Here is a 13540-nt window from a genome sequence, read left to right as displayed (position 1 = left end):
AACGAGACGTTCCTCCAGGTCGAGGTCTCCCCCGACTACGACTCCGAGGAAGCGATCTTCACCGGCAATGTGAAGAAGTGAGGGACGGGCACACTTGATGGCAGTGCGTGCGGCGCGTGCAATGCGTGCGGTGCGCCGACAAGCACCCCCGGGAAGGATCACATGTTGATCATCTTTGGCACCAAGGGATACCTCTACCAGCTCGCGATACTGACGCTGGTGTGCGGACAGTGCGGGAACCCCTCCGCGCACACGCTCAGGAAGCGGGTCACGAAGTTCACGCTGTTCTTCGTGCCGCTGTTCCCGGTCTCGACGAAGTACCAGACGCAGTGCACCTTCTGCGGCGCCGAGCAGAAGGTGAGCGCAGAGCAGGCCGAACAGCTCCAGGCGCAGAGCGCGGGCGGTCACGGCGGCCAGCCCCACAGCCAGCCGCAACGGCAGCCGTACCAGTCCTGAGGACGGCGAGAACGCGCTGAGCCCGCCCGCTGTGGGGAAGCTGTGAGTTCGCTGATTCTCATTCTTCCCTCAGTACTCGCTCAGCATCGACCCAGAAGCGGCGCCGACAGTCGCTGCCATGAACGAAATGAACGCGGGAGGCGTCCGGCAGCGCTCGGTCGAGGTCGAGATCGTGGTGCCGGTGTACAACGAGGCGCACGTCCTCGCCGGCAGTGCGGCCGTGGACATGGAGTACGCGTCATGACCACCCTCGCCCCGCCGCCCACCACCGGGCCGGACAGCGGCCCGAGGCATCGGGCCGAGGCTCCTTCCACCGAAGCCACCGGAACTGCCGGAGCCGCCGGAGCCGGGGGCGGTCTCGCCGCCCGCGCCCGCCGGATGTTCACCGGCGCGCCGGAGGACCCGCGCTGGGCACGCCCGGCCCTGTGGACGATCCTCGTCCTGGCCACGGCGCTGTACGCCTGGAACCTCTCCTCCATCACCGGCAACACCTTCTACAACGCGGCCGTCTACAGCGGCACGAAGAGCTGGAAGGCGTTCTTCTTCGGCGCGCTGGACGCGGGCAGCTTCATCACCGTCGACAAGCCGCCGTTCGCGCTGTGGGTGATGGGCCTGTCGGCCCGGGTGTTCGGCTACGGCACCTGGCAGATGATGCTGCCGATGGTCGCGGTCGGCGTGGGCTCGGTGGCCCTGCTGTACCGGATGGTCAAGCGTGACTTCGGGGCCGTGGCGGGCACGATCGCCGCGCTCGCCCTCGCCCTCACGCCGATCACGGTCGCCATCACCCGGGACACCAACCCCGACCCGGTCCTGGTCTTCCTGATGCTGCTCGGCGCGGCGGCGCTCATGAAGGCCGTACGCACCGGACGCGTGATGCCCCTCGTCTGGTCCGGCGTGGCGATCGGGTTCGCCTTCAACACGAAGATGATGCAGGCGTACGTCGTCCTGCCGGTCTTCTTCCTGGTCTACCTCTGGGCGGCGAACGCCTCGCTCGGCCGCCGGATCCGCAACCTGGCCGTCGGCACGGCCGCGCTGATCGTGTCGAGCGCCTGGTGGATGGTGGTCGTGGATCTGATCCCCGCCTCCTCCCGGCCGTACATCGGCGGCTCGACCGACAACACGGTCTGGGACCTCGTCATCGGCTACAACGGCTTCGGCCGGATCTTCGGCGCCAGTTCGTCGGTGGGCTCGCAGGGCAACGGGGCGAGCTTCGGCGGCGAGGCGAGTGTCTACCGGATGTTCAACGAGATCATGGGCGGCCAGATCTCCTGGCTGATCCCGTTCGCGCTGATCGCCCTGGTGGGCGGTCTGATGCTGCGGGGACGGGCACCTCGTACGGACGCCAGGCGGGCCGCGCTGATGCTCTGGGGCGGCTGGTTCGTCCTGCACTACCTGACCTTCGCCCTCGCCGAGGGCACCTTCCACCCGTACTACGTCACGGCCATGGCCCCCGGTATCGCGGCGCTCGCCGGTGCGGGCGGGGTCATGCTGTACGGCGCCTTCAAGGAGAAGTCCGTCGCCAGGTGGGGCTGGGTGCTGCCGCTGGCCGTCGCGGTGAGCGCGGTCTGGGCGGTCGTGCTGCTGCAGCGGGTCTCCGGCTCCGGAACGCTCTACACGGTCGCCGAGGTGGTGGCCGGTGTCGCCGGGGCGGCCGCCGTGATCGGGCTCCTCGTCGGACGGTTCATGCGCCGCCGGAAGCTCGTCGGGCTGGCCTCCCTCGTGGCGGTCGTCGCCCTGCTGGCCGGGCCCGCCGCGTACTCGGTGTCGGCGGCGACCACCGCGAGCTCCAGCGGCACCAACCCGACGGCCGGCCCCAACACCGGGGGCGGCATGGGCGGTGGTGGCGGCACGGGCGGCGGCCAGCGGCCCAGCGGGAACGCGCCGACCGGGAACGCGCCGAGCGGCACGGGCAACTCCGGATCCAGCGGTTCCAGCGGCTCCGGTTCGAGCTCCACCTCCAGCAACTCCACCGACTCCTCCACCGGCACTCAGGCCAGTGGCGACGGTGACGGTGGCGGTGGTGGCGGCATGGGCGGCGGCTCCCAGGTCTCCTCCGAGATGATCACGTACCTGAAGAAGAACCAGGACGGCGCGACCTGGCTGGTGGCGGTGGCCACCGACCAGACGGCCTCCTCGGTCATCCTGGAGTCCGGTCAGCCCGTGATCTCCATGGGCGGCTGGTCCGGCAGCGACGAGGCCATGACCCTCGCCAGGCTCAAGGAACTGGTGAAGGCCGGCAAGCTCCACTACATCGTCGTCAGCGACAGCGGCGGCCAGGGCGGCAACAGCAGCGCCGCCTCCGAGATCGCCGAGTGGGTCAAGGAGAACGGCAGCGCGGTGAGCGACTACAGCGGCCTGTACCGTCTGGACTCGGCCGACGTCAGCTGACCCTCACTCCTACCTGACCGACCGCTCCCGACGGGCGGGCGGCGGCCGGGCGGGCGGGCCACCGGATCTTCCCTTCCGGTGGCCCGCCCTTTCGTATGTCACGCCGTCAGTCGGAGTCCAGGCGGGTCATCACCGCGTCGAAGATCTCGGAGAAGTCCGAGTCGCGGTGGAGTTCGGGCGTCAGCGTGTTCATGTGGCGCAGGATGTCCGCCAGGCGGGGCAGTTGGGCGCGGATCTCCGTGTAGAGGTCGATGTCCTCCCGGAACCCCTGGAGATTGGCCGCCGAAACAGTCTTCATGGCCTCGTCCAACTCGCTGACCTGATCCTCCCAGTACCGCACGTAGCCGATGCGGTCCTGCGGCCGGTAGATCCGGGCGTCGGGGAGCACCACCGGGAACACCCGGTCGGTGAACTCGCCGTGCCTGGCGGTCTCCAGCAGTTCGAAGAGGCAGTTCGGTGACTTGAGGTATGCATCGCTGATCACGAGGATCACGCACCTGCCCTGGCCGAGGCGTGCCATGAACTCCTTGATGGACGCCTTGTAACCGATATCCCGCCGGTCGCGCACCACCGTGACGCCCCTGGCTTGGAAGGCGAGGTCCAGTTCGTCGGCGGCGGCGCTGCTCGCCTCGCTCCATGAGTACGACAGGTAGACCTCCGTGCCGGACTCGGTCGACGACGGCACCATCAAGGCTCGTTCCTCATTTCTGTGTCGGGCCCACTCGTGCCGCAGCACCACGCGCAGCGGCTGGAACGCCGGATGGTTGAACGCGATGGCGTACAGCGTCAGCACCAGGTCGAAGAGTCCGACGACATAGCGGATGTCGTCCTGAAACCTGCCGGCGACGAGGCCACGCAGGTCGGCGGGAAGCGCCGTCTCCGCGACACCGACGCGCAGCAGCGGAATGACGCCGGGCCCCTGACCGGGACGGGTCCGCTGTCGCCGCGCGCGGATCAGGGCGGCGACAGCGGACGACGGCCCCGCGGGCCGGGACAGTGCCTGTACGTGTTCGGGTGTCACCACGACCAGGACGATGTCGTCGTCCTGTACGTCGGCCGGGTCCTCCACCACGAACACCCCGGCCTCGCGCAGGTCGCGGGCCAGCTGGGAGACCCACACGGAGTCCGCGGGCAGGTGGCTGAGATGACACCGGGGCACCGCGCGGTCGCTGCGGAAGCTCTTCACCCGCACGAGGTGTGCCTCATAGGTGCTGCGCAGCCGCGCGGCGGCCTCGTCGCGTTCGACGAGCCGGGTGTCCTCGGCGCCGAGCGCGACCGGCTGTTCGGTCTCCGGGAGGTCGATGCGGTCCCCGCACCGGAAGCAGAACATGACCCGCATCCCGCCGCGCAGCGAGCCCATCACCGCCGAGCGCTCCTGTCGGTGCCGGTTGGCGCAGAACACCGGCGGGAAGACGGTCACCATCACATCGCGCTGGTACAGGAACCTCTCGAACAGGCCCTGGAACATGCTCCGGCCGTACCGGGGCACCGCGTCGCTGTAGTGGAGCACGAGTTCGATCTCCCCCTCGCGCTCCTGGAAGAGCCGGAAGCCGCAGATCTGTCCGCTGCCCATGTCGAACTGCGCCTGGCTCTGCCAGTAGTTGACCCGGGTGAACGTCTGCGTGTGACCGAGCAGGACAACTAGCGCGGGGTAGACGTTCTCCACCCGGCCGCGGACGACGTACGACACGTCGTCGATCGTCTCGATCGCGTCGAACAGGGGACGTTTCTGCTTGATCAGTCCGGGGAAGATCAGCAGGGTTTCCGCGCCCAGTGTGCCGCGGAAGCAGAGGTTGTGTTCAAGGAACCGCACCACGGCGGCGTCCAGCAGCACCTGCCGCTCGGCCGGATCCAAGGATTCCACCTCGGGGAACCGGTAGTTCCCGCTCAGCAACGTGGATTCGTTGAGCGCGCCCAGCTCCTGCGGGTGTTTGTCGGCCTGGAGGAACACGGACGAGGCCAGATCGACCAGCAACTCGGGCGCCAGCAGGACGGTCTGCTCGCCGGAGGAGGTGCGCAGCACGGACAGGTATCCGTGGTTCTCCAGGTGCCCGACCGCCGTCATCATCTCGGCGTCGGTGAACTGCCAGCTCGGGTCGGTCTCCCGCAATTGCCGCCGCAGGTCCGCGGGAAACACCAGTACTCCCTGGCGGTTCGGGAGTTCCTTCAGTTCAAGGACGAACTCCTTGATGCGCTTGAACGTCAGGGTCGTGACGGTGGTCGTCATCCGCTCCCACTGGATCTGTCCGCGCAGATGCTCCATCAGCGCGTCGACGCCCGTGCCGCTCGCCGCGCTCGTGCTGACGTAACCGCCGCTGATCCCCTGCTGCTGGCAGAACTGGTCCAGTTCCCCCTGCGAGACCACCGGCGCACCCCGGTCGGCGCGTGCCCCGACGAGGACCGTCGGCGGCAGTGGGCGCCTGCCGGAGAGCTGCTGGAGCCAGAACCGAACGCCCTTCAGCGGTTCCTGCCGATTGGTCGGGTCGAAGAGCACGAGCGCCAGGTCGACGTTGTCCAGAAATATCGCGTGCACGGGCCGGTAGACATGCTGACCGGCCAGATCCCACAGCACGGCCTCGCAGTCCGTGCCGTCCGCCAGCTGCGTACGTACGTCGTCGATGAGCCAGAACTGCTGGCCGTGGGTCGAGGCGTGTTCCTTGAACTCGTTGTGGGCCAGCCGCCACCCCAGCCCGGTCTTGCCGACTCCGGAGTCGCCGACGAGAACGACTTTGGCCGTCATGTACCGCACCGACTCGCCGACCGCCGGGTCGTCCAGCAGGAGATCCAGGTCGTACTCCCAGATGGCCAGCCCCGTGTAGTTGGCCCAGACGGCGAGTTGGGGCAGCGTGGGGTGGAAGGCAAAGGTCGGCATGGTCCGCTCACGGCGGTGTATGCCGCCGCCCATGACCTTGTCGTCGGTGTCGTCCGGGTAAGTGCCGAAGTCGTCGAAGTCGTCGTCGACAATCACTTCGGAGTGGCCACGGATACTGTCGTCGAAGTCCTCGTCGAAGTCGCCGTACTCCTCGTCCTCGCCATGAGACAGCTCCAGTACCGCGACCATCGACCAGTCGTCAGTGCGCCACAGTCTGATCGTGTGGTCCCTGGACGCCGTGCCCAGGAGCTTCCCGTCCGCCGAGAACATCACGGTGGAGATGGATTCGGTGTGCCCCTCCAGAACGACGGTGGATCCTGCCTCGGTCCGCGTACCGATCTCCACACAGCTGACCTTGCCGTCGCTCGCGCCGGCAACGAGCGTCCTGCCGTCCGGAGACCATGCGGCGCAGGTCACGATGGCCTCATGGCGCCAGGTGAAAAACGGTCGTCTCGCGTTCTTGGCGTCCTGCCAGACGTTGACGGATCCGTCGGCCGAACCGGTCGCCAGCAGGGTGTCATCCGGCGACCAGGCGAGACAGTTCACGTAGTTGCTGTGCCCTTTGACGGTATTCGCCGGTTCCTCACCGCGGCCGTCCCAGAGTCTGACCGTCTCGTCCTGCGCACCGGACGCGAGCAGCTCCGCCGAGTGCGACCAGGCGACCTGGCCGACCCAACGCGTGTGTGCCGTCATCCGCATGGAGTGGTGGGGCCTGTCGATGTCCCACACCCGAACGCCGTGCAGCCCGCAGGCGGCGGCGAGCCTCGATCCGTCGGGCGACCAGCTCACCCGGTTGATGTAGCCCCTGTTGCCGCGCGAACGGAGGACCGTGATGTCCGTGTCCTGCCCGACATCCACGATACGGATGCGGCTGTGGTCGGCAGGCACCGCGAGCCGGCTTCCGTCCGGTGACCAGGCGACATACAGACCACAGTCCTTGTACGGCGCTCTTCCCAGCACTCGGTCGAGCCGCACACCGGCATTGGACGAAACCCCGTGTTCCGACATGGCCCCCCGTTTCGCTCAACCTGTCGTCGCCGCGCACGGCCCTCGGAAGGGGATCCAGGTTAGTACCGATCACCGATACCGGGGTTCGGACGCCTTCCCCCTCCTTCCGGCGCCCTGGCCACGCCCGCCTCGCGGCGCGGCAGTACAGGCGGACGCGGAACCGGACGGCGAGGGCTCGGCGCTTGCCCCCAGGAAGCGGTGGCGGACGCGGCAGCCACCAGCACGGTCAGGTGCTCGGCGAAGTCGGGCCCCGGCAACGGGAGTTCGAAGTCCGGGTTGTCCACGTAGCCGAGGGCCACGGCGCCGGGGACGTAGTGCATGACGGCGTCGACGAGTTCGGTCCGGCGGGGCGGGGTGGTGCGGTCGAGGTGGCTGAGGGCGCGCAGGACCGTCGGGAAACTGGCGTCGTACGCGGTGGGGATGCCCGGGTCCGGGACGGCCAGGAGGAATTCGGGCGCGGGACGGGTGGCGATCTTCGTCTGTTCGCGCCACCAGGCCGCCGCCTCCGTGTCGCCCAGGATCAGGTGGTGCAGATAGAGGCAGTACGAAGCGAGGTCGTCGCCGGCCCCAGCCGCGTACTGCCACCAGGAGCGCGCGCTGTCCTCGGCGTCGGCGAGCTGGAGGATGCAGCCGAGGACACGGGCGCCCGGCGGTTCCGGCAGATGCTCGGTGACGAAGTCCTGGAGGGAGTCGGAGGTGGTGTGGGCCAGGACGGTCTCGCACAGGGTGCGCAGATCGCGGGCCGCCATCGTGCTCGTACCGTCGTGGTGACCGGCGAGCGGGAGCAGGGAGTCCTGGCAGCGGGCTCCGGGGACCACGTCGTGCGGGACGTGTGGGGCTTCGAGAAGCAGGGCTCGGGCGAGGAGCTGGTCCATCGGGCTGGTCGGAGTGGTCGGGGTCGGGGTCGGGATCATTTCGGGGTCTCTCCCAAGTCGTTCTGGAGGTGGAGAGCTGTGGTCAGGGACTTGCGGGCGTAGCGGTCGGCCGTGTGGACCGAGGCGATCGGGACGCCCAGGACATCGGCGACGGCCGCGTGGTCCATGCCACGCAGGTAGGTGAGGGCCATGACGTCCAGCTGGTGGGCGGGCAGTCGGCTGATGGCCTTGAAGAGGGACATCGACTCCTCGATCTGTGCGAACCGCGCCGCGGGGGTCGACAGCAGGCTCAGGGCGACCGTGTCGAACGCGGTGCGAGCCAGCTCGGGGCAGCCGTCCGTGTGGCAGGCGCGGGCCATCACACTCCTGCGCAGCACCGACCACGCGAACGGCACCACGTCGGCGCTGGCCAGCGCTTCGGCCCAGCGGAACCACAGCACGTCGAACGTCTCCGCGACCACCTCGCGCGCCTCCTCCTCGCTCACGAAGAGCCGGGCGTAGGCGAGATAGGCAGCGCCGTTGAGTTCTGTGAACGCCTGATGCTCCAGCGGGGGTACAGCCAGTCCGGTCGGCAGGGCCGCCCCGGGGCGCCGGTCCGGACTCTGCTGGTTCGGACGGGGAGTGTGTGGGCGGCGCTGGACGCAGCCGTCTATCCAGTCCGGCTTCTTCCGCGCCTCCAGTGCGGCGGCCATCCACAGCCGCCGCATCGGCCAGGTCGGTACGTCGAGGACGTCCAGCAGACCGTAGGTGATCTCCCAGCGCGGATAGCGGCCCGTGCCGCGCAGCAGTTCGGAGATCTTCGACTTCGCCCAGCCCGACCGGTCGCTCAGCTCGCCGATCGTCAGGCCGCTGGCCAGGAACCGGATCCGCAGGGGCTCCAGCCATGCCCGGTGGGCGCGGCCCACGCCCTCCGCTATCGGGCCCAGCTTCCGGCCCGGCTTGCTCACCGGCGCGCCCCCTCCGGGCCGCCGCGACAGGGACGGCGGGGTCACCCCGCGCGCTCCTCATCATCGGATACGCGTATTCGTTCGCCGCCGTCCGCCACGGGCACCCGCTCGTCGTTCACCGCGGCCACCCGTGCCGTACCGGTGGTCATCGACGTCACGACCTGCTCCGCGCTCAGTACGAGTGCCGGGACCGCGGCGGCGGCCGCTGCCGTCTCACCGACGGCGACGAGCACGACGCTCCACCCGAGGACCGTCAACAGCACGATGACGGATAAGACTTGCCTTCTGGACATCGGTACCTTCCGAGACACATGCGTACGCCCGAGAGGCCCCCCTCGGCGGTGCCGACGCGTCGTCGAGGAGCCGGACGTCAGCATGCTGGGCGCACTCACCCTCACGCCATGGCATCCGGGAATCGCGGAACAATGCCCCGCCCAACGACAGCGCGCACGGTACCGCCTCCTAGCGCGCATCCACCGCAAAACGCCAGGCAGTACAGGCTTCCGGGGCGAAGTTCCCGGTTCGCCGGGCGTCGGCTCCGGCGGCACGCATCATGGAATCGCAGGCGCCCCGAGCGCCGGAGCCTTCCCGCCCGGGAAGCTGTGCCCCTTGTGCCGATCAAGTGGGGGCACGCCCCTCCCGCCCAGCCCACCTGGGCGGCGGGAGCGGCTACTCCCCGTAGTACCTACAGGCGAGTTGGTGCCGTGGTGCACACCTCCGCCCACACCGTCTTGCCCACGGGCCGGCGAGTCACCGACCCCCAGCGCACGGCCAGTACGTCCACCAGGAGCAGTCCGCGACCGGACTCGCCCTCGGGATACGACGAGGGCGGGGCCGTGGGCAGCCGCTTCGCGGAGGCGGCGTCCGCGACCTCGATGCGCACCAGGCCCCCAGCCGCGTCGAGAGCGAGCCGGAGGCCGAAGTCGTGTCCGGGAACCCGGCCGTGCTGTACGGCGTTCGCGGCGAGTTCGCCGACGACGACCGCGACCGCGCACGACGTGTCGGACACCGACAGATAGCCCCACTCCTGCATGCGCCGGACGGTGAAGCGTCGGGCGAGCCGCACGCCTCGGGGCGAGGAGACGAACTGCTCCGCGAATGTGGGGAGTTCGTGTGCCGCGTCGGCGGGCGCGACGGTTTTCGCCGCAGGGGGCGCGGCGCTCCGTCGTGGCCCGTCTCCCGGGGTGGTCGTTCCTGTCCGCACGGTCGGTCCGTCCTTGTCTGTCGAGCCGAGGCATTTCGCGACGTGCACGAGTCATCACGTTCCGTGCTCAAGGATCGCCCGATCGACCTACGCTCGACAGGTGACACGGCCTTACTTTTCAACCCGTAAGGAACGGAAGTGATGCTTTGGCCAACGGAATTGACCCCAGCACGTCGATGGCGGCCCTGTTCGGCGCCCGGGTACGCAGACTCCGTACGGCGGCCGGACTGACCCAGGCCGAGCTCGGCGACCGGACGCACGTGGTGAGCACGCGGATCACGCAGATCGAGCGGGCGTCCGGGGCGAAGCCGACGCTGGAGCTGGCGCGTGCGCTGGACGCGGCCCTCGACGCGGACGACTTGTTGGTGGACCTGTGGCCGTACGTGTACCGGGAGGCGTTCCCGGACTGGTCGCGGAAGTTCATGGAGTACTCGGCGCGGGCGGGGGCCATCAGGCAGTACGCGGCTCATGTGGTGCCTGGCTTGTTGCAGACGGAGGACTACGCACGGGCGGTGCTGAGTGTCGGTCGAACGCTCAGCAGCGAGGAGCAGTTGGAAGAGCGGGTTGCCCTTCGCATGGGACGACAGGAGCGCCTCGGTACGCCCGATCGTCCCGAACTGTGGGTGGTCCTCGACGAGGCGGTGCTCAGACGTCCGGTCGGTGGCCGGGAGGTGATGGGTGAGCAGTTGGCGCGGCTGCTCGGGACCGCGGCGGAACCGCACATCACCGTGCAGGTACTGCCGTTCGACCAAGGTGAGCACGATGCCTTGGGCGGATCGCTCACGGTGCTCACCATGCCGGACGGCTCGGAGATCGCCTACACGGAAGGCGCGCACTACGGCCAACTCATCGAGGATCCGGACGAAGTCAGGAGTTTCGCGCTGACTTACGATCGGCTGCGGGCGGCAGCTCTGCCCCCGCTCATGTCGCTCGACATGATCCGATCCGTGATGGAGGACAACCACCGTGGAGCGAACGTCCCGTCCCGATCCGAACGGCGTCGCCTGGCGCAAGAGCAGCTACAGCAATCAGGAGGGAGGCGACTGCGTGGAGGTGGCCGACGGGTTCCGGACCGTCGTCCCCGTCCGTGACAGCAAGGTCCCGCACGGTCCGGCGCTGTGCTTCGAAGCCGCCACCTGGGCCGCCTTCATAGGCGAGTTGAAGGCAGGGGACCACCGTCCCTGAGGCCGCCGGGCTTCGGCCGCCGTCCGTCTGACGGGCTCACCGGGCCCTTGTCCGCGAGGGTCCGGCGGGCCACTGACCTCCCCAAAGAACCGGGGGAAAGAACTACCCGCCCACCCACCCTCCCCGGTCGCGAAGCGGCGCGTCACCCGTCCGAGTGACCGGCTTGCAGGCGCGGGATGCGGGCGGTTACGTTCGCCGCGACAACCACAAACAGATACGGCCCCCGGCCGGGACGGCAATCCCGAACGAGGGCCTGACCAACCAGGAAGTAAGCACCTTCCCGATGGCTGACTCGCAGTCTAACGCGCGCCTGCGCGCCGACGCCGGAGCTCCGACCTCCGGCGTGATCCACGTACGCACCCGGCTGACAGCCGAATTCACCGTGATCTCGAACGCCCTCGCCCAGCGACGCGGCAGCGCGGTCACGGTCGGCGTCGCGACGTACATCTCCTCCCTGCCCACCGGCACCCTCGTGAGCATCACCGCCCTGTGCGAGCACTTCGACGAGGGCGAGATCCTGATCTCGCGGGCGCTCAGGGAACTCGAAGCGGCCGGATACCTGGAACGCCGCCGCGAGCGAACGCCCGCCGGGAAGATCCGCACCCGGACGTACTTCTACGACATCCCCGGCGGCGATCCGGACCTGAATCCGGATCCGGATTCAGGTCCGGACGGGCCTCCCGAGCCGCCCAGGCCTCGTCGGCCCCGGAAGAAGCCCGCCACCGCGGCGGTCGTGCCGACGTCCTCGTCCCCGCCCGTGGCCGCGGAGGAGACCGTGGCCGCGCCCGTACAGGCCGAGGCGGAGGCACCGATCCCGCTCGCCGCCGCCGAGGCCACCGCCACCGCCGACCCGCGCGCCATCGCCGTACTCGCCGCCCTGCGCCGGGTCGACCCCCGCCTCGTCGTGTCCGAGCGGGAAGCCGCCCGCCTCGCCCCGGCCGTCACCCGGTGGCTCGCGGCAGGCTTCCTGCCCACCCAGATCACGGACCACCTCACCGCAAGGCTCCCGAACAACCTCCTGGTCCGCCCGGCCGGCATCCTCGCCTACCGGCTCAAGGAGACTCCCCTTCCGCTGCCCACACCGGCCGGAAGCGCGGAGCCCCCCGTCCGTCCGACGGTCGTGGACATGCGGAACTGCGACGGTTGCGACCGGGGGTTCCGCTCGGCGGAACACAGCCGTTGCCGGGACTGCAGGTCCGGGGACCACCTTCGTGCGGCCGGCTGACCGGTGGGTGGGTGTGCGGTCCACCCGCAGGTGGGAATCCTGATGTGCGACGATGCGAAACCCGGCATCAGGAGGAGGTGGGGCATGGTCGACAGGTTCCAGGACGGGCTTCTGACACCCACGGAAACGGCCTCCTACCTTGAGATTCCGCAGTCGACTCTCATCTCCTGGTTGAGGAGCAAGGCCGCCGGAGCCCCTCTGGTCCACCAGGTGGAGCCGGTGCGGAAAGGGCAGCCCTCGGTGCCGTTCATCGCTGTGGCCGAGGCGCACGTCCTTCGTTCTCTGCGTTCCCTGGGGCTCCGCATGAGCGAGATCAGGGAGGCGGCTGTCGCTGTCCGGGACGCCTTCGACACCCCGTACGGACTCGTGTCCAAGCGGATCGCCACGGACGGCGTGGACATCTTCGTCGAGCACGGTTGGGGGGATCTTCGCAGAGCCCGCGACGGCCAGGCCCCCATCCAGGAGGTGGTCTCCGACTATCTCCGCTACCTCACCTGGGAGCCGGGCGACGACTTCCCCTCCAGCCTGCGACTGAGGCAGTACCCGGCCTCCGTACCCGTCGTGATCGATCCGAGGTTCGGCCACGGTCTTCCCGTGGTGGCCGCCAACCGCGTCACGGTCCAGGCCATCACCGACCTGTGGGAGGCCGGGGAGACCGTCGAGGACATCGCGTACGACTACGACATGACGCCTGAGCAGGTGGACGCCCTCTGCCAGGCAGTGGTGCACCTTGTCGCCTGAGTTCTTCCTCGACCGGAATCTCGGTCGTCGTGTCGCGGAGGGGCTGAGAGCCTTCGGGTGGACGGTTCACCGCATCGGAGACGTCTTCCCTGACGACGGGCAGGACGTTCCCGACGAGGAGTGGATCACTCACGGCCTCGACCGGTCCTGGGTCCCGCTGTCGAAGGACGGGCGGATCAAGACCCGGGACCTGGAGATCCGGCCTGTCCTGGAACGCGAGGCGGTGCTCTTCTACCTGGACAACCAGCAGCTTCGTAGTGCCGAGATGGTCGAGCGGCTCGTCGCACGCCATGACGCGATCCACCGGGCCGTCGAGAAGGGCGGTCCGGCGGCGTACGCGGTGCGACACGACCGTATTGAGCGCACCTGGCCGTGAAAGGGCAGGCGCACCTGGGGACGGACAGGCCGTCAAGACGCACGCGCCGGTGACGTGAGCCCCGCCCGTTCGTCCCGCCCCGCCGCCCACAACACGCGCGAGCCGCACCCGCGAAAGCTCCGCCGAAGCCGAGGCCCGCCCCGGGGCGGGTTCGCGCCGAACGAATCCAGGAGGTGTCCACGTGGGCTGGTGGCAGGTCAACGCCGACACGCTCGCCGGGAGCCGGTTCGTCGTCTCGCCGCTCGCGGAGACGTTCGCGAGCT

At 69.2% G+C, this 13540-nt stretch carries 13 protein-coding genes; 8 read left to right on the top strand and 5 right to left on the bottom strand.

Annotated elements, in window-relative coordinates; genetic code table 11:
• Nucleotides 1-165: 165 nt before the first annotated feature.
• The 3 genes from OG622_RS28000 to OG622_RS27990 all read left to right on the top strand — a co-directional run bounded on the left by OG622_RS28000 (nt 166) and on the right by OG622_RS27990 (nt 2844).
• On the top strand, nt 166-456 hold the full coding sequence (locus OG622_RS28000) for a zinc-ribbon domain-containing protein (RefSeq protein WP_371584244.1): 291 nt from the start codon (nt 166-168) through the stop codon (nt 454-456).
• A gap of 118 nt (nt 457-574) precedes the next feature.
• Nucleotides 575-700, top strand: coding sequence for a hypothetical protein (locus tag OG622_RS27995; protein WP_371579379.1), 126 nt, complete (start codon nt 575-577; stop codon nt 698-700).
• Nucleotides 697-2844, top strand: coding sequence for an ArnT family glycosyltransferase (locus OG622_RS27990; RefSeq protein WP_371579377.1), 2148 nt, complete (start codon nt 697-699; stop codon nt 2842-2844). Before OG622_RS27995 ends, OG622_RS27990 begins: the two co-directional genes overlap by 4 nt.
• Nucleotides 2845-2950: 106 nt before the next feature.
• Here OG622_RS27990 and OG622_RS27985 read toward each other — a convergent pair whose 3' ends face one another.
• The 5 genes from OG622_RS27985 to OG622_RS27965 form a co-directional block, all read right to left on the bottom strand.
• Nucleotides 2951-6691 carry a TIR domain-containing protein gene (locus OG622_RS27985; RefSeq protein ID WP_371579376.1) on the bottom strand — a complete coding sequence of 1247 codons (3741 nt, stop codon included), beginning with the start codon at nt 6689-6691 and terminating at the stop codon, nt 2951-2953.
• A 92-nt stretch (nt 6692-6783) separates the two neighbouring features.
• Complete coding sequence (locus OG622_RS27980; protein WP_371579375.1) at nt 6784-7638, bottom strand: hypothetical protein; 855 nt, start codon at nt 7636-7638, stop codon at nt 6784-6786.
• Nucleotides 7635-8591 carry an RNA polymerase subunit sigma gene (locus tag OG622_RS27975; RefSeq protein WP_371579374.1) on the bottom strand — a complete coding sequence of 319 codons (957 nt, stop codon included), beginning with the start codon at nt 8589-8591 and terminating at the stop codon, nt 7635-7637. The genes OG622_RS27980 and OG622_RS27975 overlap by 4 nt, the downstream gene beginning before the upstream one ends.
• Nucleotides 8588-8839, bottom strand: coding sequence for a hypothetical protein (locus tag OG622_RS27970; protein WP_159024640.1), 252 nt, complete (start codon nt 8837-8839; stop codon nt 8588-8590). Before OG622_RS27970 ends, OG622_RS27975 begins: the two co-directional genes overlap by 4 nt.
• A gap of 392 nt (nt 8840-9231) precedes the next feature.
• Nucleotides 9232-9750: an ATP-binding protein gene (locus OG622_RS27965; RefSeq protein WP_371579373.1), complete on the bottom strand. Its 519-nt coding sequence runs from the start codon at nt 9748-9750 to the stop codon at nt 9232-9234.
• A 176-nt stretch (nt 9751-9926) separates the two neighbouring features.
• Here OG622_RS27965 and OG622_RS27960 point away from each other — a divergent pair, with 176 nt between their 5' ends.
• The 5 genes from OG622_RS27960 to OG622_RS27940 all read left to right on the top strand — a co-directional run bounded on the left by OG622_RS27960 (nt 9927) and on the right by OG622_RS27940 (nt 13277).
• Complete coding sequence (locus tag OG622_RS27960; RefSeq protein WP_371584243.1) at nt 9927-10841, top strand: helix-turn-helix domain-containing protein; 915 nt, start codon at nt 9927-9929, stop codon at nt 10839-10841.
• Nucleotides 10798-10935 (top strand): DUF397 domain-containing protein, encoded by a 138-nt coding sequence (locus tag OG622_RS27955; RefSeq protein WP_371579372.1) that lies wholly within the window; start codon nt 10798-10800, stop codon nt 10933-10935. Before OG622_RS27960 ends, OG622_RS27955 begins: the two co-directional genes overlap by 44 nt.
• A 283-nt stretch (nt 10936-11218) precedes the next feature.
• Nucleotides 11219-12160 carry a hypothetical protein gene (locus tag OG622_RS27950; protein ID WP_371579371.1) on the top strand — a complete coding sequence of 314 codons (942 nt, stop codon included), beginning with the start codon at nt 11219-11221 and terminating at the stop codon, nt 12158-12160.
• An 84-nt stretch (nt 12161-12244) separates the two neighbouring features.
• On the top strand, nt 12245-12901 hold the full coding sequence (locus OG622_RS27945) for a DUF433 domain-containing protein (protein WP_371579370.1): 657 nt from the start codon (nt 12245-12247) through the stop codon (nt 12899-12901).
• Nucleotides 12891-13277 carry a toxin-antitoxin system, toxin component, PIN family protein gene (locus tag OG622_RS27940; RefSeq protein WP_371579369.1) on the top strand — a complete coding sequence of 129 codons (387 nt, stop codon included), beginning with the start codon at nt 12891-12893 and terminating at the stop codon, nt 13275-13277. The genes OG622_RS27945 and OG622_RS27940 overlap by 11 nt, the downstream gene beginning before the upstream one ends.
• Nucleotides 13278-13540: the final 263 nt, after the last annotated feature.

The organism is Streptomyces sp. NBC_01314 (genome assembly GCF_041435215.1).
Classification (GTDB): Bacteria; Actinomycetota; Actinomycetes; order Streptomycetales; family Streptomycetaceae; genus Streptomyces.
The sequence above is the reverse complement of the archived record's forward strand: the minus strand, read 5'-3'. Positions and strand labels throughout refer to the sequence as shown.

Bases quoted from the DNA above. Each gene is read 5' to 3' on its own strand.
- OG622_RS27950 (WP_371579371.1), top strand. From the start codon at position 11,219: ATGGCTGACTCGCAGTCTAACGCGCGCCTGCGCGCCGACGCCGGAGCT.
- OG622_RS27995 (WP_371579379.1), top strand. From the start codon at position 575: ATGAACGAAATGAACGCGGGAGGCGTCCGGCAGCGCTCGGTCGAGGTC.
- OG622_RS27970 (WP_159024640.1), bottom strand. From the start codon at position 8,839: ATGTCCAGAAGGCAAGTCTTATCCGTCATCGTGCTGTTGACGGTCCTC.
- OG622_RS27960 (WP_371584243.1), top strand. From the start codon at position 9,927: ATGGCGGCCCTGTTCGGCGCCCGGGTACGCAGACTCCGTACGGCGGCC.
- OG622_RS27980 (WP_371579375.1), bottom strand. From the start codon at position 7,638: ATGATCCCGACCCCGACCCCGACCACTCCGACCAGCCCGATGGACCAG.
- OG622_RS27990 (WP_371579377.1), top strand. From the start codon at position 697: ATGACCACCCTCGCCCCGCCGCCCACCACCGGGCCGGACAGCGGCCCG.
- OG622_RS27945 (WP_371579370.1), top strand. From the start codon at position 12,245: ATGGTCGACAGGTTCCAGGACGGGCTTCTGACACCCACGGAAACGGCC.